The sequence below is a fragment of the Cupriavidus sp. SHE genome (genome assembly GCF_000812445.1).
Taxonomy (GTDB): domain Bacteria; phylum Pseudomonadota; class Gammaproteobacteria; order Burkholderiales; family Burkholderiaceae; genus Cupriavidus; species Cupriavidus metallidurans.
In genome coordinates this window covers 134538-154487 of the sequence record NZ_JWMB01000042.1, presented here as the reverse complement: position 1 = coordinate 154487, position 19950 = coordinate 134538, and the positions used below count along the sequence as shown (strand labels likewise).

22 protein-coding genes are annotated in these 19950 nt (G+C 65.4%); 7 read left to right on the top strand and 15 right to left on the bottom strand.

Annotated elements, in window-relative coordinates:
- Positions 1-14 precede the first annotated feature (14 nt).
- The gene (locus RN01_RS21005; RefSeq protein WP_011515599.1) at positions 15-599 is read left to right on the top strand and encodes a peroxidase-related enzyme; all 585 of its coding nucleotides are present in this window, start codon (positions 15-17) and stop codon (positions 597-599) included.
- 14 nt (positions 600-613) lie between these two features.
- Here RN01_RS21005 and RN01_RS21000 read toward each other — a convergent pair whose 3' ends face one another.
- The 8 genes from RN01_RS21000 to phnG all read right to left on the bottom strand — a co-directional run bounded on the left by RN01_RS21000 (position 614) and on the right by phnG (position 7190).
- Positions 614-1132, bottom strand: coding sequence for a hypothetical protein (locus tag RN01_RS21000; RefSeq protein ID WP_024570705.1), 519 nt, complete (start codon positions 1130-1132; stop codon positions 614-616).
- A gap of 223 nt (positions 1133-1355) precedes the next feature.
- Complete coding sequence (locus RN01_RS20995) at positions 1356-2555, bottom strand: alpha-D-ribose 1-methylphosphonate 5-triphosphate diphosphatase (RefSeq protein ID WP_017514471.1); 1200 nt, start codon at positions 2553-2555, stop codon at positions 1356-1358.
- A 19-nt stretch (positions 2556-2574) separates the two neighbouring features.
- Complete coding sequence (gene phnL / locus RN01_RS20990; RefSeq protein WP_024570706.1) at positions 2575-3300, bottom strand: phosphonate C-P lyase system protein PhnL; 726 nt, start codon at positions 3298-3300, stop codon at positions 2575-2577.
- A gap of 2 nt (positions 3301-3302) precedes the next feature.
- Entirely contained in the window at positions 3303-4079 is a 777-nt protein-coding gene (gene phnK, locus RN01_RS20985) for a phosphonate C-P lyase system protein PhnK (protein ID WP_024570707.1), read from the bottom strand.
- Entirely contained in the window at positions 4076-4963 is an 888-nt protein-coding gene (locus RN01_RS20980) for an alpha-D-ribose 1-methylphosphonate 5-phosphate C-P-lyase PhnJ (RefSeq protein ID WP_017512422.1), read from the bottom strand. The genes phnK and RN01_RS20980 overlap by 4 nt, the downstream gene beginning before the upstream one ends.
- Positions 4960-6081 (bottom strand): carbon-phosphorus lyase complex subunit PhnI, encoded by a 1122-nt coding sequence (locus tag RN01_RS20975; RefSeq protein WP_024570708.1) that lies wholly within the window; start codon positions 6079-6081, stop codon positions 4960-4962. Before RN01_RS20975 ends, RN01_RS20980 begins: the two co-directional genes overlap by 4 nt.
- Before the next feature lies 1 nt (position 6082).
- On the bottom strand, positions 6083-6700 hold the full coding sequence (phnH, locus tag RN01_RS20970; RefSeq protein WP_024570709.1) for a phosphonate C-P lyase system protein PhnH: 618 nt from the start codon (positions 6698-6700) through the stop codon (positions 6083-6085).
- Between the two features lies 1 nt (position 6701).
- Complete coding sequence (gene phnG, locus RN01_RS20965; RefSeq protein ID WP_017512425.1) at positions 6702-7190, bottom strand: phosphonate C-P lyase system protein PhnG; 489 nt, start codon at positions 7188-7190, stop codon at positions 6702-6704.
- Positions 7191-7373: 183 nt separating this feature from the next.
- Here phnG and phnF point away from each other — a divergent pair, with 183 nt between their 5' ends.
- The 4 genes from phnF to phnN all read left to right on the top strand — a co-directional run bounded on the left by phnF (position 7374) and on the right by phnN (position 10740).
- Positions 7374-8108 (top strand): phosphonate metabolism transcriptional regulator PhnF, encoded by a 735-nt coding sequence (gene phnF, locus RN01_RS20960; protein WP_017512426.1) that lies wholly within the window; start codon positions 7374-7376, stop codon positions 8106-8108.
- 93 nt (positions 8109-8201) lie between these two features.
- The gene (locus RN01_RS20955; RefSeq protein ID WP_024570710.1) at positions 8202-9425 is read left to right on the top strand and encodes an alpha-D-ribose 1-methylphosphonate 5-triphosphate diphosphatase; all 1224 of its coding nucleotides are present in this window, start codon (positions 8202-8204) and stop codon (positions 9423-9425) included.
- On the top strand, positions 9422-10156 hold the full coding sequence (locus RN01_RS20950; protein ID WP_017512428.1) for a DUF1045 domain-containing protein: 735 nt from the start codon (positions 9422-9424) through the stop codon (positions 10154-10156). The genes RN01_RS20955 and RN01_RS20950 overlap by 4 nt, the downstream gene beginning before the upstream one ends.
- Positions 10153-10740: a phosphonate metabolism protein/1,5-bisphosphokinase (PRPP-forming) PhnN gene (phnN, locus tag RN01_RS20945; RefSeq protein WP_017512429.1), complete on the top strand. Its 588-nt coding sequence runs from the start codon at positions 10153-10155 to the stop codon at positions 10738-10740. Before RN01_RS20950 ends, phnN begins: the two co-directional genes overlap by 4 nt.
- A gap of 157 nt (positions 10741-10897) precedes the next feature.
- Here the strand turns inward: phnN and RN01_RS20940 are convergent, their stop codons facing one another.
- The 5 genes from RN01_RS20940 to phnC all read right to left on the bottom strand — a co-directional run bounded on the left by RN01_RS20940 (position 10898) and on the right by phnC (position 14748).
- Entirely contained in the window at positions 10898-11365 is a 468-nt protein-coding gene (locus RN01_RS20940) for a GNAT family N-acetyltransferase (RefSeq protein ID WP_017512430.1), read from the bottom strand.
- Complete coding sequence (locus tag RN01_RS20935) at positions 11362-11901, bottom strand: phosphonate degradation HD-domain oxygenase (protein WP_017512431.1); 540 nt, start codon at positions 11899-11901, stop codon at positions 11362-11364. Before RN01_RS20935 ends, RN01_RS20940 begins: the two co-directional genes overlap by 4 nt.
- Positions 11898-12710 (bottom strand): phosphonate ABC transporter, permease protein PhnE, encoded by an 813-nt coding sequence (phnE, locus tag RN01_RS20930; protein ID WP_017512432.1) that lies wholly within the window; start codon positions 12708-12710, stop codon positions 11898-11900. Before phnE ends, RN01_RS20935 begins: the two co-directional genes overlap by 4 nt.
- Positions 12711-12792: 82 nt before the next feature.
- The gene (gene phnD / locus RN01_RS20925) at positions 12793-13773 is read right to left on the bottom strand and encodes a phosphonate ABC transporter substrate-binding protein (protein ID WP_017512433.1); all 981 of its coding nucleotides are present in this window, start codon (positions 13771-13773) and stop codon (positions 12793-12795) included.
- Positions 13774-13893: 120 nt separating this feature from the next.
- Entirely contained in the window at positions 13894-14748 is an 855-nt protein-coding gene (phnC, locus tag RN01_RS20920) for a phosphonate ABC transporter ATP-binding protein (protein ID WP_024570712.1), read from the bottom strand.
- A gap of 280 nt (positions 14749-15028) precedes the next feature.
- Between phnC and RN01_RS20915 the strand changes: the two genes are divergently transcribed.
- Both RN01_RS20915 and RN01_RS20910 read left to right on the top strand, forming a co-directional pair.
- Positions 15029-16372 carry an MFS transporter gene (locus RN01_RS20915; RefSeq protein ID WP_024570713.1) on the top strand — a complete coding sequence of 448 codons (1344 nt, stop codon included), beginning with the start codon at positions 15029-15031 and terminating at the stop codon, positions 16370-16372.
- Positions 16372-17628, top strand: coding sequence for a multidrug effflux MFS transporter (locus RN01_RS20910; RefSeq protein ID WP_029700497.1), 1257 nt, complete (start codon positions 16372-16374; stop codon positions 17626-17628). Before RN01_RS20915 ends, RN01_RS20910 begins: the two co-directional genes overlap by 1 nt.
- On the opposite strand, the gene rng is transcribed toward RN01_RS20910, so the two are convergent.
- Positions 17615-19072, bottom strand: coding sequence for a ribonuclease G (gene rng / locus RN01_RS20905; protein WP_008645167.1), 1458 nt, complete (start codon positions 19070-19072; stop codon positions 17615-17617). The genes RN01_RS20910 and rng overlap by 14 nt on opposite strands.
- 133 nt (positions 19073-19205) lie before the next feature.
- Positions 19206-19808, bottom strand: a complete 603-nt coding sequence (locus tag RN01_RS20900; RefSeq protein WP_024570714.1) for a nucleoside triphosphate pyrophosphatase — start codon at positions 19806-19808, stop codon at positions 19206-19208.
- Positions 19809-19950: the final 142 nt, after the last annotated feature.

The following is a 19950-nucleotide window of genomic DNA, read 5'->3' as shown; positions in this document are numbered from 1 at the left end:
CTGAGGAGACAGACATGACCCAACCCATCAGCCGTTATCCGGTTCCCGCCATCGAGAACCTGCCGGACGACATCCGCCAGCGCGTGCTCGAAGTCCAGGAGAAGGCCGGCTTCGTTCCCAACGTCTTCCTGGCCCTGGCCCATCGTCCCGACGAGTGCCGCGCGTTCTTCGCCTATCACGACGCGCTGATGCTCAAGGAGACCGGCAGTCTGACCAAGGGCGACCGCGAGATGATCGTGGTGGCCACGTCGGGCGTGAACCAGTGTCTCTACTGCGTGGTGGCCCACGGTGCCATCCTGCGCATCTACGAGAAAAAGCCGCTCGTGGCCGATCAGGTCGCGGTGAACTACCTCAAGGCAGATATCACGCCGCGCCAGCGCGCCATGCTCGACTTCGCGATGAAGGTCTGCACGGACTCGCATACGATCGGCGAAGCCGATTTCGAGGCACTGCGCGCCCATGGGTTTGACGACGAGGACGCGTGGGACATCGCCGGCATCACGGCGTTCTTCGGGCTCTCCAACCGCATGGCCAACACGATCGGCATGCGTCCGAACGAGCAGTTCTTCCTGATGGGGCGCGTGCCGAAGGCCAAGTAGGGCGATTCGGCGGCTCAGCGGATCTGCGCGCAGCCGCCGTTCTTCGGGTCGAACAGCACGGGCCACGCCTGGTCGTAGATGCCCGGCGTGCAGTGCTTCTCGCATCGGGCATGGGCCAGCGTGATACGGCGCGGGTCCTGCCACACCATCAGCGTGCAGCCGCTGCCATCTATTGCATGCAGTTCGATGTGTGGCGTCTGCTGTACCTGCTTGAATTCCGACAGGTCGAAGTGGCACCAGCCACGGCGCGATACCCACAGCTTCCAGGTCAGCGTTTCCACGGCATTGTGCGAGACACGCACTGTCGCGTCCTCGCGGAAACCATCTTCCTCGGTGCGTCGGCAGATGCCGGAGATGTCGATCTCGTGCGCCGCGATCGGTGTGGCGCGCACGGCGATTTCGGGGGTCTTCGAGGCGTAGGGTGCGGGAAGCTGGCCGGTGTAGGTGGGCGGCCCTTTCGGAGCGAACGGTTCGACGCAGGCGGCGCACAAAAAAACAGCCAGCATGGCTGGCATTGCATTTCTTAACGTCATATCGGCCCCCTTCACGCGACCCGTTCATCTACTGTAGGGGATGCCGCTGCAAAGACCAGCAGGATATGTTCCGTGGAAGTCCTAGCGTATGGGCGGTGGAGCGGAACCTATACTCAACGGATGTGCCCGCGTCGGGGGCACCCGCCCTCTTGCCCCGCAACTCTCCCGCCTGCGGGCGAGAGGCTGGGGGAGAGGGCGAGGCCTCTCAATGGCCAATCACATGTCAAGCCACCGCTTGCATCTCAGTGGCACGCGGCGCAGCAGGCTGCACCATCGGATATCCCGCTGCGAACACCAGACGCCCGGCCGACCACGTATGGGTGACCAGCGGCTGCCCGGCAACGCTGCCCACGGCGATGACGTCGGCACGCTTGCCCGGCGCCAGCCGGCCGCGATCGTCCAGCAGGCAGGCATCTGCCGGATTGGACGTGACCAGTGCCAGCGCCCGGTCGAGCGGAAGGTCGGCGAGGCGTGAGGCGGCGAATGCCGCCGCGATCAGCGTGGACGGCTGGTAGTCCGAGCAGAGGATGTGGCCGACGCCGGCGTGAATCGCATCGATCGCACGCATCGAACCGCTCTGGCTCTTGCCGCGCAGCACGTTCGGCGCGCCGAGGATCGTCGGGAGCGCGTGGGCCGAGGCGGCCTGCGCCGTCTCCACGTTGATCGGAAACTCGCTCATGCGAACCCCCAGCGCGTGCATCGCGGCGATGCGTTGCGGAGAGTCGTCGTCGTGGCTGGCGGTGGGGATGCCGAGTTCGTGCGCCTTCGAGACCAGACGGTTGACGCGCTCAGTCGCGCCGGCCAACTCGGCCGACTTCTTCGCAGCCGCGTCGGCGGCTTCCTCGCGGCTCATGCCGTGATTGCCCATCATGTACGACAGGTAAGCATCGAGCGTCTTGAACTGGCCCTGGCCCGGCGAGTGGTCCATGACCGACAGCAGGTCGACCACGCCTTCGGCCATCAGCATCTCGAGCACCGGCACGGCGGCGTTATCGGTGACTTCATAGCGGCAGTGGATGCGATTGTCGACGAGGCTGTGCGCGCGATACGCGGCCACGGTGCGCACCAGCGTCGCGGCGGTCTCGTTGTTGCGCACGCCGAACTGGTTGCTGGCGAACGACAATGCGTGGTACGGCGTGGTGATGCCGGCTGCGGCATTGCGGCGGTCAACCTGCGCCACCGCGAAGTCGAGCGGAAACAGCACATTGGCGCGCGGCTCGGCTTCCTTTTCGATGGCGTCGCAGTGGACGTCGATCAGTCCGGGCATCACGGTGTGGCCGCGCAGGTTGATGACCTCGGCGTCGGCTGGGGCGGAGGCTGGCTCGATGGCGGCGATCTGGCCGTCGGCGATCAGCATCGCGCTGTCGTGCAGGACGCGATCCGGCAGTACCAGCGTCGCGTGCGTGAGGTAGGTGGTAGACATGTCCGGTTCCAGTTCAGGTTCAGGCAAGCGCGGTGGCCGGCTGCAGCGGCAGCATCCGCGTGGCCACCGCATCGCGCACGGCCTCGTCGTGGAAGATGCCGATCAGCGAGCGGCCCTCGGCCAGCGCTTCGCGGATCAGTTCGATCACCACCGCCCGGTTGTCGGCGTCGAGCGATGCAGTGGGCTCATCGAGCAACAGGATCGGATGGCCTCCGATCAGGCCGCGCGCGATATTCACGCGTTGCTGCTCGCCGCCGGAGAACGTGGCGGGTGGCAGGTCCCAAAGGCGGCGTGGCAGATTCAACCGTTCGAGCAGCGTCGCGGCGCGGGCGCGGGCTTCCTCGTGGCTGGCGCCGCGTTGCTGCAGTGGATCGGCTACCACGTCGAGCGCGGAGACGCGCGGGATCGCACGCAGGAACTGCGAGACATAGCCGATCACATCGCGGCGCAATTTGAGCACGCGTTGTTCCGGGGCGTTGGTCAGTTCCACCCACGGCTCGCTGGCCTCGCTCGTGTCGCGCAGGCGGATCGTGCCTTCGGTCGCGAGGTAGTTGCCGTAGAGGCAGCGCAGCAGCGTGCTCTTGCCGGTGCCGGACCGGCCGGACAGCACGAGGCATTCGCCACGCGAGGCGTCAAAGTCGATAGCGCGCAGCACGGGCAGGCGAATGCCGCCCTGGTTGTGCAACGTGAACATCTTGCCGAGGCCGCGGACCTCGATCAGTTTCTGGTTGTTGGTTTGCATCATGATCATCCCTGCAGGATGGAGGAGACCAGCAACTGCGTGTACGGATGCTGCGGGTCATCGAGGATCTGATCGGTCAGGCCCTGTTCGACCACGCGGCCGCCCTGCATGACCAGCGTGCGGTGCGCGAGCAGGCGTGCCACGGCCAGGTCGTGCGTGACAAGGATTGCGGCCAGGCCCAGGTCCGTGACCAGGCGGCGCATCAGGTCGAGCAGCCGGGCCTGCACGGAGACGTCGAGCGACGCGGTCGGCTCGTCCATGAACACCAGGCGTGGGTGCGTGACCAGGTTGCGCGCGATCTGCAGACGCTGCTGCATCCCGCCCGAGAACGTGGTCGGCACATCGTCCAGCCGGGCGAGGTCGATCTCCATTTTCTCGAGCCAGGCGCCCGCGATTTCGCGCAGGTCACCGTAGTGGCGATTGCCGACGGCCATCAGGCGCTCGGCGATATTGGCGCCGGCGCTCACCTGCATCCGCAGGCCATCGCGGGCGTGCTGCCGCACGAAGCCCCAGTCCGTGCGGGCCAGCAGGCGCATCCGCGCGCTCGACAGTCCAGCCAGATCGGTCAGCCCCGATTCGCGCATGTCGTAGCTGACGCTACCGCGCTGCGCCTTGACCTGCATCGACAGGGCTTGCAGCAGCGTGCTCTTGCCCGAGCCCGATTCACCGACCACGCAGAGCACTTCGCCCGGATAGAGATCGAAGTTGACATCGTGGCAACCATGCACGCCGTCCCAGGTGTGCGTCAGGTTGCGTACGGAGAGCAGAGGCGTCGCGTTCATTGGGCACCTCCTGCGGCCTGCTTCACAGCCTGCGCGGCCTGGCGGTCGGCGCAGTACTCGGTGTCCGAGCACACGAACATGCGCGTGCCGGCATCGTCGGTGATGATCTCGTCGAGATAGCTGTCGGTGGCGCCGCATTGCGCGCAGCAGCTCGACCACTTTTCCACGGTGAACGGATGATCGGCGAAGTCGAGGCTCTTGACCGTGGTGTACGGCGGCACGGCATAGACGCGCTTCTCGCGCCCGGCGCCAAACAGCATCAACGCGGGGCTACGGTCGAGCTTCGGGTTGTCGAACTTGGGGATCGGCGAAGGCCGCATCATGTACCGCTGGTTGACGATCACGGGGTAGTCGTAAGTGGTGGCGATATGGCCGTGATGGGCGATGTCTTCGTAGAGCTTCACGTGCATCGAGCCATATTCGGCCAGCGCGTGCATCGTGCGCGTTTCGGTTTCGCTCGGCTCCAGCCAGCGCAGCGGCTCGGGAATAGGTACCTGGTAGACCATCGTCTGGCCCGCGCTCAGCTTCGTTTCCGGAATACGGTGACGGGTCTGGATGATGGTGGCGTCGGTGGTGCGCTCGGTCGTCTGCACGCCGGTCACGCGGCCAAAGAAGCGGCGGATGTTAATCGCGTTCGTGGTGTCGTCCGATCCCTGGTCGATGACCTTGAGCACGTCCTGGCGGCCGATGATCGCGGCGGTCACCTGGATGCCGCCCGTGCCCCAGCCATACGGCAGTGGCATTTCACGGCTGCCGAACGGCACCTGGTAGCCGGGGATCGCAACGGCCTTGAGTAGCGCCCGGCGCAGCATCCGCTTGGTCGATTCGTCGAGATAGGCGAAGTTGTAGTGTTCGTCGCGTGCGACGGTAGCGGTGGCGTTCATGCCAGCGACTCCTCCTGGGGTTGGTCTTCGGCCGGCGCATCGGTGGCCGCGCCCTGTTGCTCGGCGCGCAGCCGCCGCAGCAGTTCGAGGTTGGCCTGGAAGTCCACGTAGTGCGGCAGCTTCAGGTGTTGCACGAAGCCGGACGCTTCGACGTTGTCGCTGTGGTACAGCATGAACTCGATATCGTTGGCCGGTGCGTCACCTGCCTCGCCGAGCTCTTCCGCGCGCATCGCGCGATCGGCCAGCGCCATCGACATCGCCTTGCGCTCGTTGTAGCCGAACACGAGACCGTAACCACGCGTGAGTCGCGGCGCTTCGTCGGCGTTGCCGGCGAACTGGCTCACCATCTGGCATTCGGTCACTTCCACTTCACCGATGGTGATGGCGAAGCCGAGTTCCTCGATGAACATCTCGACTTCGGTGCTGCCATAGCGAATCTCGCCGGCGAACGGGTGCGAATTGCCATAGCCGCGCTGCGTGGAGTAGCCCATCGACAGCAGAAAGCCTTCATCAGCGCGCGCCAGGTTCTGCAGGCGTGCGGGGCGCTCGGCGGGGAACGTCAACGGTTCGCGCGTCAGGTCCGGCGGGGCGGGGTCGCCCGGAGGAATCGCGTCGGCTTCCACCAGCGATTCGGCTTCCAGCAAGCTGGTGACGCGCGGCATGTTCGGGGCCAGCGGTTCCGGCGAGGGCGCTAGCGGCGCGGGGTCGCGGCCCGCTTCGAGCGTGAAGTCGAGCAGACGCTGCGTGTAGTCGTAGGTCGGCCCGAGGACTTGCCCGCCGGGCACGTCCTTGAACGTCGACGAGATCCGGCGCTGCAGGCGCATCTTGCCGGTATCCAGCGCCAGGGTATAACCGAAGCGCGCGAGCGTGGTGCGATAGGCACGCAGCAGGAAGATCGCTTCGATCTGATCGCCCGCAGCCTGCTTGAGCGCGAGGGCGGCCAGGCGCGGGTCATAGAGCGAACCCTCGGCCATCACGCGCGATACCGCCAGCGGCATCTGCTCGCGGATTTGTTCGAGTGTGATTTCCGGTACCGACGTGTCCCCTCGACGATAGGCGTCGAGCATCTGGTAAGAGTTCAGGATGGCGCGTTCGCCCCCTTTGACGGCTACGTACATCTCAGTCCTCCACGAGCGTGGTGCGCGTCATCGCGCAGAATTCGTCGCCGCTGGCCAGCAGCAGATCCACGCCGAGCGGAAAGCCCGTGTTGTTGGCGCGCCAGCTTGCGCGGAAGTCCGCGGGCAGGCCGGTCACGCACAGCGATTGCGTGGTTTCGATGCCGGGGCCGCGCAGCGTGAGCGTGTCGCCCGCGTGCAGCGAGGCGACTTCCACGAGCAGCGTGGCGGAGCGGTCCGGGTAGGCGGGCAAGCCCTGCGCGCAATCGGCGAGCGCGGGCATCGCATGGCCGGCGGGGATGCAGACGAAGGTGGCTTCGCCCAGGTTGTCCACGAGCGGGCAGCCGCAATGGAAGCGCAGGAACGCGCGCGCGGCAGCGGGCACATCGGCGGGCAGCCAGACCGGGGTGTCGGGGTCCGCCAGCGTCAGCAGGAGGGCGGTCAGCGCCGGGGACAGCCCCTCGGGCTGGCCGCTCGTCACAGGCAGCGTTTCCAGGCGGCCCGGATGGGCGAATGCTTCGAGCGCCGCTCGGAACACCTGTTGCGCGTCGTCCACGGGATTATCGAAACCTGGCAGCAGCGATGTGGTGGGGGCGGTGGTCATTGAATGGGTGGATGGCATCTCAATCCTCTCCGCGGGCCATCGTGAAGAATTCGACGCGCGTTTGCGCGGCGGTGGCGGCCTGGTGGGCCGCGCGCTCGGTCAGGGCCTGTGCAAGCGGCGCGATGACCACGTCATGCACGCGCTGGTGCCAGGCCGGGCGCTGCAGCAGTGCGTCGAGCACGGCGGCCTGTTCGGCGTGGCGCGTGCCGCGTCCCTGTATGTAGGCCACGCCAGCCGTGGCGGCTTGGCCTTCGGTCTCGTCGAGCACCACGGCGCAGCGCGTGACGGACATCTCACCCAGATTGAACTGGGCACCGGTGCCACCCGCGCGGGCCCGGACCATCGCCATGCCCGATTCGGGCTTGCGCAGCAGTCGGTAGCCGGGCAGTGCCGCAGCGTCGCCGAGCCGCGAGTAGGCCGCATCGAGCGCATCCGATTGGGCCAGCGCCAGAATCCTCAGCCACGCGGCCCGTGCCGCATTGGCCTGGTTGGCGGTTTCGCTTTGCATGATCACCCCTATACGTCTATACGTTTAGATGTACACTAACACAACACGGCGATACTAGAACACAGGCACATGAACGTTTCGTGACGGGTCGGGCCTTTCCTCGGACACGCAACATCGGCGCCAAGGCATGAGGCACAATCGCACGCTATTGGTGAATGCTTGATGACAACAGGGCAAGGCAAGATGTCTGATCGGGAAGTCGAACGGGGTTCCGGCGTCGCCGTATGGCGGCAGATTGGCGAGGCGCTTGCGGAGGACATCCGCAACAAACTCTATGGGCCGGGCGAGCAGTTGCCGCCGGAACCGGAACTGGCCTCGCGCTTCGCCGTGAACCGGCATACGATCCGGCGCGCGATGGGTGAGCTCGAACTGAGCGGCCTGGTGCGGATCGAGCAGGGCCGAGGCACCTTCGTGCAGGAGCACGCCATTGATTACGCCATCGGGCGTCGCACGCGCTTCTCGCAGAACCTGGCCGCGCAGGGGATGCGCGGGCACACGGAACTCGTCGATAGCCAGATCCTGCGCGCGCCGGAAATCGCCAAACATCTAGGTCTGTCCCGCACGGCGGAGATTCTGCATGTGCAGATGCTCGGCAAGGCCGAAGGGCGCACGATCGACGTGGCCGAGCATTACTTCGATCCTAAGCGTTTTCCCGGTTTCGAAGACAAGGTGAGCGAGACACAATCGATCTCGCGCGCGCTGGCGAAGTATGGCATTGCCGATTACACCCGCAAGTGGTCGCGGATCACGGCGGCCATGCCGAGCGCCCCGGTGGCGCGATTGCTGAATCAGCCGAAGACGCGTCCTATCCTGCAAGTGGAGGCACTGAACATCGATATCGACGGCGCCCCCGTCCAATACAGCATGACGCGCTTTGCCGGCGACTGGGTGCAACTTACGGTCTCCGATCAGGATTGAAATGACGGCATCGTCCCGCGGTTTCAAGCGGGGTGAGCCGCACGTATTGGTCTAGACATCCGTCTGTCATCTACCAAAGCTAACGTATTGCCCATGCATACGATCTCTCAAACTTCATCGACCCCGCTCGCGGGGATCACCGGCCGCCGCGTGATGGGCGCCGACGGCATCGGCCTGGCAACGCTGGGCATTCACAACGGCAGCGTGATGGCGCAGCCACCCGCAAGTGGCCCCTGCATCGACGCGGGCGACCTGTTGGTGCTGCCGGGCATTGTCGACATTCACGGTGATGCGTTCGAGCGTTCCGTGATGCCGCGTCCCGGCGTGAGCTTCCCGTACGGCGCCGCGCTGCTCGACGTCGACCGCCAGTTGCTCGCGCACGGCATCACGACCGAGTTTCATGGCGTGACCCTGTCGTGGGAGGGCGGCTTGCGTGGCGAGGCCTACGCGCTGCGCATGTTCGATGCGCTGGCCCAGTTGCAGCCCGTGCTGGGCGCGGAGCACAAGGTGCATCTGCGCTTCGAGGCCTATCACCTCGCTGGCGTGGAGACGGCCTTGTCGTGGATGGCGGATGGCCGTGTGGCCCTGCTGGCGATCAACGATCACCTGCCGACCATGGCTCGCCGCATGAGTGATGAGCGCAAGCTCGTGCAGTATGCGGAACGCGCCGAGTGCGATACCGAGACATTCCGCAACCGCCTGCGCGCAGCCAGCCGCAATGCGCAGGAAGTACCTGCCGCGATGTCGTGCCTGATCGCCGCGGCGCTGGCCGCGAATCTGCCGATTGCATCGCATGACGACCCCGATGTGGCGACGCGCCAGCACTATCACGCCCAGGGCTGCCGGATCGCGGAGTTCCCGCTGACGGTGGAGGCCGCGACGCTGGCACGCCAGATCGGCGACGAAACCGTCTTCGGCGCGCCCAACGTGCTGCGCGGCAAGAGCCATACCGGCGCGCCTAACGCCACGGAAATGGTGGCCGCCGGCCTGTGTTCGGTTCTGGCTTCCGATTACTACTATCCCGCGCTGCTGCAGGCCGCATTCAAGCTCGCGCAGCTTGGCGTGTGCTCGCTGCCCGAGGCTTGGCACCTGGTGTCACGTAATCCGGCCCGCGCGACGGGACTGCGCGACCGTGGCGTGCTCGCGCCGGGAATGCGCGCCGATGCGATTCTCGTCGATGACAGCCAGCCGGGATTGCCGCGTGTCTGCGCCACCATCGTGAATGGTGAGGTGCGTCATGCGTCTGGCGCGCTGTCGATGACTGACCTGGCCGATCTCGCAGATGTGGCCGACGCTCGCGGCAGCCTGGCGGCATGACGATGCAGGCGCACCGCTACGCGATCTATCTCGCACCCGCCGAGCCATTTCGCACGTTCGGCGCGCAATGGCTTGGCCGCGATGCCGACACCGGACAGCCAACGCCGTTGCCGCCGGGCATCGCGTCGCGCCTCGCCGAATGGGTCAAGGCCCCGGCGCACTATGCGCTGCACGCCACGCTGAAGCCGCCGTTCCGTCTGGCCGATGGCACCGATGCGCCCATGCTCGACGCCGCCGTCCGCGCGTTCGCACGGGAGCGCGCCGCGTTTGACGCGCCGCTGACGCTGCGTGCCTTGCGTGGGTTCCTGGCTTGGTGCCTTGACGATGCACGGGCGCAGGGCGGCAAGCGGATGCATGAGCTTGCCGACGACTGCATGCGTGCCTTCGACCATTTCCGCGCGCCGGCCACGCCGGAGGAAGTGAGCCGGCGCCGGCCTGACCAACTGACGGCCGCGCAGCGCGAGATGCTCGACGCCTGGGGCTATCCGTACGCGTTCGATACGTTCACGTTCCATATCACGCTGACCGGCATGCTTGATGCCGACAACGAGGCCGCCGCGTTCGCGCAGCTATCGGCCAGCGGCGGCAGGTTGCTCGAGAGCCCGCTGCATGTCGATGCCATCAGTCTCTTCGTCCAACCCGAGCCCGGTGCGGATTTCATCGTTGCACGTCACTACGGCTTCGATGGCACCACTGTCGATGGCGCGGGTGTCGGCTATCTTTCGGCATGACCACACGATTCCACTCCGGCTCCGCGCCTGATGGCAGCGGGCTGTTCTATGTGATGGGCCCGTCCGGCAGCGGCAAGGACTCGCTGCTGCGGACCTTGCGCGAACGGCTGCAGCGCGATGATCGTATCGTGGTGGCGCATCGCTATATCACGCGTGCTGCCGACGAGAACGAGGCATCGGTCGCGCTGTCGGCGGACGAGTTTCACCGCCGCGCGGATCTTGGCTGTCTGGCGCTGCACTGGAATAGCCACGGCTTGCACTATGGCATTGGCGTGGAGATCGAACAGTGGCTGGCGCAGGGCATCAAGGTTGTCGTCAATGGCTCCCGAGAGTACCTGCCGCAGGCGGTGGCTCGCTATCCGCATCTATGCGCCGTGCATGTGCGCGTGAAACCCGAGGTGCTGGCCGCGCGTTTGCGCCAGCGCGGGCGTGAGTCGGAAGAGGGCATTGCCCGGAGGCTGGCACGCGCGGAGCAGCCGTTCGATGTGCCGCCTGGCTGCCGGGTAGTCGAGATCGACAATAGTGGCGACCTGGCCGATTCGGCCGATGCATTCGCGCGGTTGGTTGGGGCCGCGGGGGATTGAGGCACAGCCCGTGTCTCCCGGCTTCTCGCCACTACGCGGGAGAGGGGAAAACATCAACGGTGCTTCGAATCCTGGAGGCTTGCACCCTTTGCCCGCATGTGGGAGCGTGCCCGGAGGAAAGGGCAAGCGTTTGAACGACGATGCTCCCGGGTGCGACTCAAAGCGCCGTACTAAAACTGATCCCGTGCTCGGTGAACCCGAGCTGCCGATAGAACTGATGCGCCTGCAGGCGCCGCGCATTCGATGAGAGCATGAGTTTGGCCGCGCCGGCTTCGCGCGCCAGTCGCATGGCTTCCTGCATCATCTGCTTGCCGATTCCACGGCCTCGCGCGGCCGGCGCGACGACCACGGCTTCGAGTATCGCCTCGGGCCGTCCGTCGTGCACCATCACCGGAAACACCAGCAGGCTGAACGTGCCGAGCGGCACCCCGTCCGCATCGAACATCAGATAGACACGGTAGTCCGGGTAGCGACGCATCGCGGCAAAGCGCTCGCGCATGGTCGCCAGCGGTAGCGGTGTCTCGTTATCCATCGTCGCCAGCAGGGCGGACAGGTGCGCCAGCTCTGCGTCGGTGCCTTGCACTTCGCGGAGCATCAGCGCTGTGGAGAAATCGGCTTCGCTCATCCGACGCGGACACAGCGTGCCGCCATGTCGAGATAGTGGGACAGGGTAGGGGTCTGCAGATCTACCACCTTGGCCAGGTCGTCGTAGCGGCGCAGACGCACAGCGGCGTCGGCGTGCGCCTGCGCGGCGAACGCGCTGGCCTGTTCGCTGTCGTACGGGCCGCCCTGCAGCGAGAGGCTGTGCACGGATACCGGCGAGAGCGTGTCGAAGTACGCGGGATCGACTGCGCACAGATAGCGCTTGGCCGCCACGTGCATTCGCACCGGCTCGGTGACGTCTTCGCCGAACAGGCTGGCCAGCGCGTCGGCACCGGTTTCCTGGTGGCGCATGTCGGTGGTCAGGCTTTCGGCCAGCATCAGGTGGCCGATGTCGTGCAGTAGCGCCGCGACGATCAGCGGTTCCGGATCGCCGGCCTGCTCGGCAAGCTGCGCGCACTGCAGCGCGTGGGCGGTCTGGCTGATGTCCTCGCCGCCGTAGTACGCGGTGCCGTGGTTCTCGAACAGCGCGGCGATGCTGGAAAGGGTCAGCGTTGTCATACGAGCACCTTGCGGATCTGGGCGGAGACGATGTCGAGGCCGGTCACGAACACGATGATGATAATCATCACCGCACAGGTCTGCGCATACTGGAAGCTGCGGATGATTTCCCACAGCACGGTGCCGATACCGCCGGCGCCGACGATGCCGACCACCGAAGCGGAGCGCACGTTTGACTCGAATCGATACAGCGCGAACGACAGCCACAGCGGTAACACCTGTGGAATCACGCCGTAGACGATTTCTTCGATCGGGCCGGCGCCCGTGGCGCGCACGCCTTCGACGGGGCGCGGATCGATCGCTTCCACGGCTTCGGCGAACAGCTTGGCCAGCACGCCCATGGTGTGGATCCAGAGCGCCAGCACGCCGGCGAACGGTCCCAGACCCACGGCGACGATGAACAGCATCGCGAAGACCATTTCATTGATCGCGCGGCAGGCGTCCATCAGACGGCGGGCTGGTTGATAAACCCAGGCCGGCACGATGTTGGCCGAGCACAGCAGGCCAAACGGTACGGCCATGACGACGGCCAGCGCGGTGCCCCACAGCGCGATTTGCACGGTGACGAGCATTTCGTCGAGATAGGTGTGCCAGTCGCGGAAGTCAGGCGGGAAGAAATCGGCGGCGAACTTGGCCATGTTGCCGGAATCGCGGAACAGGTCCATCGGACGCATGTCCGCGCCTTGCCAGGACATGGCGAGCGTGGCCAGTACGATTGCCCAGATCAGCATCACGGAAAGGGAATTGCGCGGCGGCCGGACGGTACTCTGAGGTGTGGGCGGCAGGCCGGGCTTGGCGGTGGCGGTCATGGGCAGTCGGAAGAGGTAAAGCTGAAGCGGAAAATGCAAAGCCGATGGCGACCCGAGTGGCGCCATCGGCTTCAGGCGAGGCTTACTGCGTGCTGCTGGTGCGGTCGAGTTCGGCCAGACGGCGCGAGACGTCGGCCAGCTTCTTTTCCTTGTCGGCAGCGGCCAACGTGCTGTCGGATTCGATCTTGGCCTTTTCCTTGGCCAGTTCGATCTGACGGATCGGCACGAGCTGGGCATCGGTCGAGACGCGGAAGCCCTGGTAGGTCAGCGTGGCCAGCGCCTGCTTTTCGCGCGCGGCGTCGGCGCCCTTGCCGTAGTTGACGAAGAAGTCCTGGATCTTCTTCTTCAGCTCGGGCGGCAGGTCCTTGCGGTAGACCAGCGGATCGGCCGGGATCAGCGGCGACTTCCACAGCACGCGCACGTCGTCATAGGCGTTCTTGCCCGTGTTGATGCGATAGCGCTCGAAGTTCTCGGTGTTGTTCACGGCCACGTCCACCTGCTTGTTCAGCACCGACAGCAGGTTGGTTTCGTGGTTGCTGATGCGCACGGCCTTGAACAGCATCTTCGGATCGACCTTGTTGGCGGCCCACAGGTAATAGCCCGGCACGGCCGTGCCCGAGGTGGAGTTCGGATCGCCGGCGCCGTAGGTCAGGTCCTTGCCGCGCTTGATGACGTCCTCGACCGACTTCAGGTCGCTATCCTTGCGAGCGATCAGCAGCGACCAGTAGCCCGGGTTGCCGTCCTTGTCGATTACCGATGCGAACACTTCGCCGTTGGCGCGGTCCACGGCTTCCATGGCCGACTTGTTGCCGTACCAGGCGATCTGCACTTTGTTGAAGCGCATCCCTTCGATGATGCCGGCGTAGTCCGAGGCGAAGAACGGCTTGACCTGCACGCCGAGTGCGCGGCTCAGGTCGTCGATCACGGGTTGCCATGCGGACTTCAGGTTCGACGACGTTTCCGTCGAAATGATGCCCATGTTCAGGGTCTTGACGTCCTGGGCGAAGGCGGGCAGCGCGACGACACCCGAAGCGACCACGGCGAGGAAAGTTCTGCGAAGCATCGATGACTCCGTTTGGAAAGGCTGAAGGTAAATACGGGTTGGGTGAATCGGGTATTCGGGTCTGACAGTGCGAGGCCGGCGATGCGATGGGCTGGCGTGGTGAGGCGTGCGAGGCAAGCCTCAGGCTGCGGCCAGATCCATCCTGACCATCACCGGCGCGGGCACGCCTTCGGCGCAAGAGGGGGCCTCGGGCACGCTGTCGTGCAGTAGCTCGTCGGCTTCGCTGCCGTACAGGTCGCGCAGCATCTGCTGCGTCAGCGCGGCGGAGGGGCCGTCATAGACCACCTTGCCGTGACGCAGTGCCACCACGCGCGGGCAATAGCGCATCGCCACGTCCACCTGATGCAGCGATACCACCACGGCGACTTTGCGCGTGCGGTTGATCTGCGCCAGTTGCGACATCACGCGACGCGACGATTCAGGATCGAGCGAGGCGATCGGCTCGTCGGCCAGGATCACTTGCGCGTTCTGCACCAGCGTGCGGGCGATCGCGGCACGTTGCTGCTGCCCGCCCGACAGGGTCGAGGCACGCTGAAACGCATAGTCGTCTATACCAACCTGAGCAAGCGCATCGAGCCCGGCTTGCACTTCGCTGGCCTTGAAAATGCGGAGCAGGCTGCGCCATTTCGGCACGCGCGTCAGCATTCCCACGAGCACATTGGTGATCACTGGCAGGCGGCCGACCAGGTTGAACTGCTGGAATACGAATCCGATGTCTGCACGTACACGGCGCACATCGCGGGCCAGACGTCCGTTGCGCTGCACCGTGCGGCCGTTGACGAGGATCTCGCCCGAACCGGCATCGCCCGTGACGAAACCGGCCACATGGCGCAGCAGCGTCGATTTGCCCGAGCCCGATGCGCCCAGCAGCGCAACCATTTCACCCGGGGCGATTTGCAGCGTGACATCGTCAAGCGCCTTGCGGTCCGCGCGGAACGACTTGCTCAGTCCGCGGACTTCGATTGCATGCGTCATGTCGACTCCTTCCTTGAATGACAGGCGCATTCTGGCGGCCGACAGTGACAGAACGATGACGCCGGTTGGCGTCACTCCCAATGGCCGGTCACGGATAGAACATTCCCTTAGTGTCCCGGTATGTCAAATTGATGTCCCGCGCAGTCAAATCGACATTCGGTGAGCCTCCATACTGCTTGACGCACCGCCGGAATCTGGAGGGAAAAACGGCGGGCTTCCGATAGAAAACCAGGCAGTTGTGACAGGGCCCGACAGCCGGCCTGCACAGGAGACACCGCTCATGCACCATCTTTCCGCCGACACGCAGCAGGCTAACAACAACGACTATCTGGTCAGCAAATCACGCGCATGGTTTGCGTTTGCCATGACCTTCGCGCTGATGCTGTTCGACTACATCGATCGGCAGGTGATCGTGTCCTTGTTTCCGCACCTGAAGGCCGCATGGAATCTTTCCGACAAGCAACTGGGCGGGCTGGTGTCGATCATCTCGGTGGTGGTTGCGCTGGGCGGCATCCCCGTTGCACTGCTGGCGGACCGCGTCAGCCGCGTCAAGAGCGTGGTGGTGATGGGCGTGGTCTGGAGCCTGGCGACGATTTCGTGCATGTTCACCCGCAACTACTCGCAGTTGTTCATGGCGCGCGCGATGGTGGGTGTGGGCGAGTCCGGTTACGGTTCCGTCGGCGCGGCGCTGATCGCCAGCCTGTTCCCGGCAAGGCTGCGTTCGATGCTGCTCGGCGCGTTCTTCGCAGCCGGATCGATTGGCGCGGTGCTCGGCGTGGTGCTGGGTGGCGTGATCACCGCACGCTGGGGATGGCAGGCCGCGTTCGGCGTGGTGGGTGTGCCCGGCCTGCTGCTGGCGCTGCTCTACATGTTCGTGCCGGACTACAAGACCGCGGCGCTGGACACGCGTCCTGCCCATGAGCAAGGGAAAGCGAAGAGCCTGCTCGCGCATATGGTTTCGGCGCTGACCAGCTCGCGCACGATGTGGTGGACCTGCCTGGGCGCGGCGCTGCAGCTTGTCGTGGTATCGACGATCTGGGCCTGGCTGCCGAGCTACTTCAATCGCCTCCACGGCACGCCGGTGGATCAGGCTGCCATGCAGTCGGCGTTGATCGTGCTGTGCGGCGCGGTGGGTTGTTTCGTCTGGGGCATTGTTGCGGATGTCGCCGGCACCAAGCAGCCGCGCAACAAGCTCAAGACGGTGTCGTTCCTGTGCATGGTGACCGCGCCGATCCTGGTGGTTGCATTCAGCGCGGCGGAGTCCATGAACCAGCAGTTCCTGCTGATCGCGCTGGGTGGCTTCCTGATGACATGCACGGTTGGGCCGGCTTCGAGCGTGGTGCTCGACGTGGTGCATCCGGGGCTGCGCTCCACCGGCGCGGCGCTGCTGTCGCTGTTCCAGAATCTGTTCGGACTCGCCATCGGCCCGTTCGTGGGCGGTGCGCTCTCCGACGCATTCGGCCTGCAAGCGGCATTGACGGCAATGCCGGTCTTTGGCCTGCTCGCGGCGCTGTGCCTGCTGCGCGCATCGCGCACCTATGAGCGCGATCTGCAGGAGGTGGCGCAGATCCAGTCCGCCATCGCCGAACAACCTGCCGGGGCCGCGGCTTCGATGGCAGCGTGATGAGTGAAGTGGATGTGCCTGGGGCAGTCGTAGCGGTGGGTGCGGAAGCGGGCCCCAGGCGCCCCAGCGTCGGCAGCATGGCGGCACTGACCGCTGGCTTGTCGATGCTGGGGCAGTTTGCCATTGCGACGTACCTGCCAGCGTTCGCGGCAATCGCGAACGCGCTTCATGCGAGCACTGCCGAGGTCCAGCAATCGCTGACGGCCTACCTGTTGCCGTTTGCATTGCTGCTGCCCTGGCACGGAGCGATCTCTGACGCGATTGGCCGCCGTCGCATGATTCTTGCAGGCTGCGTGTTCTTTGTAGCCGGATCTCTGGTCTGCGCCGGAGCGACCGGCATCGACATGTTCTACGCCGGGCGGGCACTGCAAGGCGTGGGGGCCGGGATCGGCGTCATCGTCGGGCGCGCGATGGTGCGCGATACGTTCGACGGCATGCAGGCCCAGAAAGTCATGGCCCTGATCGCGATGATCTTCGCGCTGGCACCGGCCCTGGCGCCGATCTGCGGCGGCTGGCTGCTGGTCTGGATGGGCTGGCGCAGCATCTTCGTGTTCCTTGCGCTGATCTCGGGGAGCCTGCTGGTTTCCTGCTGGATCTGGGTGCCGGAGACTTTGCCGCCAGCATGTCGGCATCCGATGCACCCCAAGCTGCTCGCGCGGGGCTACTTCGCCATGCTGTCGAGCCGGAGATTCATGTCGCTGGCGCTGGCCAATGCCGGGGTGAACCTGGCGATCTACATCTACGTCTTCGCGGCGCCGCGCTTCGTCTATCAGCATCTGGGACTCGGCGCGCAGTCGTTTGGCTGGCTGTTCATTCCGATCGTGGCGGGCATCATCGCGGGTGCGCTGGTGGCGCATCGCATTGCCGGCCGCACGAGTCCGGAGTCCAGCGTAAATCGGGGCCATCTCGTGATGATGGCGGCCGGCGTCTTCAATCTCGCGGTGGCCGCGCTGCACCTGCCGCCGATGCCTTGGGCGTTGGTCGCATTGCCGGTCTTCGCGGCGGGGATGATGATGACGCAGCCCAGCCTGCAACTGCTGGCGCTGGACTGCTTTCCGGAGCGGCGGGGTCTGGCCTCCAGCGGCTACGTCACGACGCAGCAGATCGGCAATTTGCTGTCTTCCGCGTTGCTGGTGCCGCTGCTGCTGGACTCCACGATGAAGATGGCGCTCGGCATGGCCGGCTTGCAGATCGCAGGGCTCGTGGCGTTCCACGTGGCCCTGCGCGGCCGGCGGGTGGGGGTTACATCAGAATGATGTCGTACTGCTCCTGGTGGAACGTCGATTCCACCTGGAGAGAGATCGGTTTGCCGATGAAGTCCCCGAGCATCGCCAGATGCTGGCTTTCTTCCTCGAGGAACAGGTCGATGACTTCCTGCGAGGCCAGGATGCGGAACTCGCGCGGATTGAACTGGCGCGACTCGCGCATGATTTCGCGGAAGATGTCGTAGCAGACCGTTCGCGGCGTCTTGACCTGGCCCTTGCCGGTGCAGACCGGGCACTGCTCGCACAGCACATGCGCGAGCGATTCGCGCGTGCGTTTGCGTGTCATCTCCACCAGACCGAGTTGCGAGAAGCCGTTGACCGTGATGCGCGTGCGGTCGCGTGAGAGCGCGCGCTTCAGTTCGGAGAGCACCGCGTCGCGATGCTCCACGTTCTCCATGTCGATGAAGTCGATGATGATGATGCCGCCCAGGTTGCGCAGCCGGAGCTGGCGCGCGATGGTGTGCGCGGCTTCGAGATTCGTCTTGAAGATCGTATCGTCGAAGTTGCGCGCGCCGACATAACCGCCCGTGTTGACGTCGATCGTCGTCATCGCTTCGGTCTGGTCGATCATCAGATAGCCGCCGGACTTCAGGTCTACCCGGCGCGACAGCGCCTTTTCGATTTCCGCGTCGATGTTGAACAGGTCGAAGATCGGGCGCTCGCCGGTGTAGTGCGACAGGCGCGGGAGCACGGCGGGCGTGTATTCCTGCGCGAACTCCACCAGTTTCTGGTAGTTCTCGCGCGAATCGATCTGGATCACGCCAGTGGCGTCATTGATGAAGTCGCGCAGCACGCGCTGGGCCAGGTTCAGGTCCTGATAGAGCAGGCTCGGCGCGGGCAGGGTGGTGGCGTTGGAGCGGATCGTCGCCCAGATCTTGCGCAGGTAGGCGATGTCGTTGCCAAGTTCCTCGTCGCTGGCTTCCTCGGCGATCGTGCGCACGATGAAGCCGCCGCGCTCGTCGGTGGGCACCAGGCCCTGCACGCGGGCACGGAGCGCCTCGCGGTCGATTTCACCCTCGATACGCTGCGAGATGCCGATATGCGGATCCTGCGGCAGATAGACGAGTGTGCGGCCTGCGATGCTGACCTGTGTGGACAGCCGCGCGCCCTTGGTGCCGATCGGGTCCTTGATGACCTGAACCATCAGCGCCTGGCCCTCGAACAGCGTTTTCTCGATGGCGAGGTGGCCGTTCTTGTCGCCGTCACGCGGATGCCAGATGTCGGCCACGTGCAGGAACGCAGCGCGCTCCAGACCGATGTCGATGAACGCCGATTGCATGCCCGGCAGCACCCGCACGACCTTGCCCAGATAGATGTTGCCGACCAGCCCGCGCGTTAGCGTGCGTTCGACATGGAGTTCCTGAACGGCCGCCTGCTGCACGATGGCGACGCGTGTTTCCTGCGGCGTGATGTTGACGAGGATGTCTTCGGTCATAGCGATGGATACGCTTAATCTCGCGTCGCCGATCCGTTGGCGCTTGTTGTTGTGGCCCGGCTCGTGGCCGGGCATTTGACCCCAGGGGCCTTGTCGGAGAGGTTGGGTCGGAAGGCCGGGTTGGAAGCGCCGGTCAGAAGTGCAAACCGGCCTCGCGCAGCAGTGCCGCCGTCTCGAACAAGGGCAGGCCCATGATACCCGAATAGCTACCGTCGATTTGCTCGACAAACTCCGCCGCGCGGCCCTGGATGCCGTATGCGCCTGCCTTGCCGAGCGGCTCGCCGCTGGCCACGTAGCGCTCGATCTCGGGGGCGAGCATCGGCCGGAAAGTGACGTGGGAGATCGACAGCGCATGGCGCTGGCCGGCGGACGTCGCGACCGTCACGGCAGTCAATACGCGATGGGTGGTGCCGGAAAGCGACGCCAGCATGGCAGCAGCGTCGCGCGCGTCGGCGGGCTTGCCGAGAATGTCGCCGCCACGGCAGACCGTGGTGTCGGAAGTCAGGATCGGCGCCTCGGGCAGGCCGCGACGCGCGCGGCGTTGAAGTGCCGCGTCGGCCTTCAGCGCGCAGACTCGCTGGACGTAGTCATCGGGGGACTCGCCGGGCCGGACGGCCTCGAGCGCTTCGGCATCCTCGCCGGCATCCGCCAGCAGCAGTTCATAGGTCACGCCGAGCTGCGTCAGCAACTCGCGGCGGCGCGGGCTCTGGGAAGCCAGATAGAGGATGGAGGTCATGGGAAATCGAGGCGAGAGAAACAGTTGCCCCGATTGTACTGGCTTGCCTTTCCGCTATCACGGAGAGCGGGCCAACCGCCGCCGGTGTTCAGGCCCGATGATTCAGGCCCAATGACGCAGGCCCAATGACTCAGGCGCGATG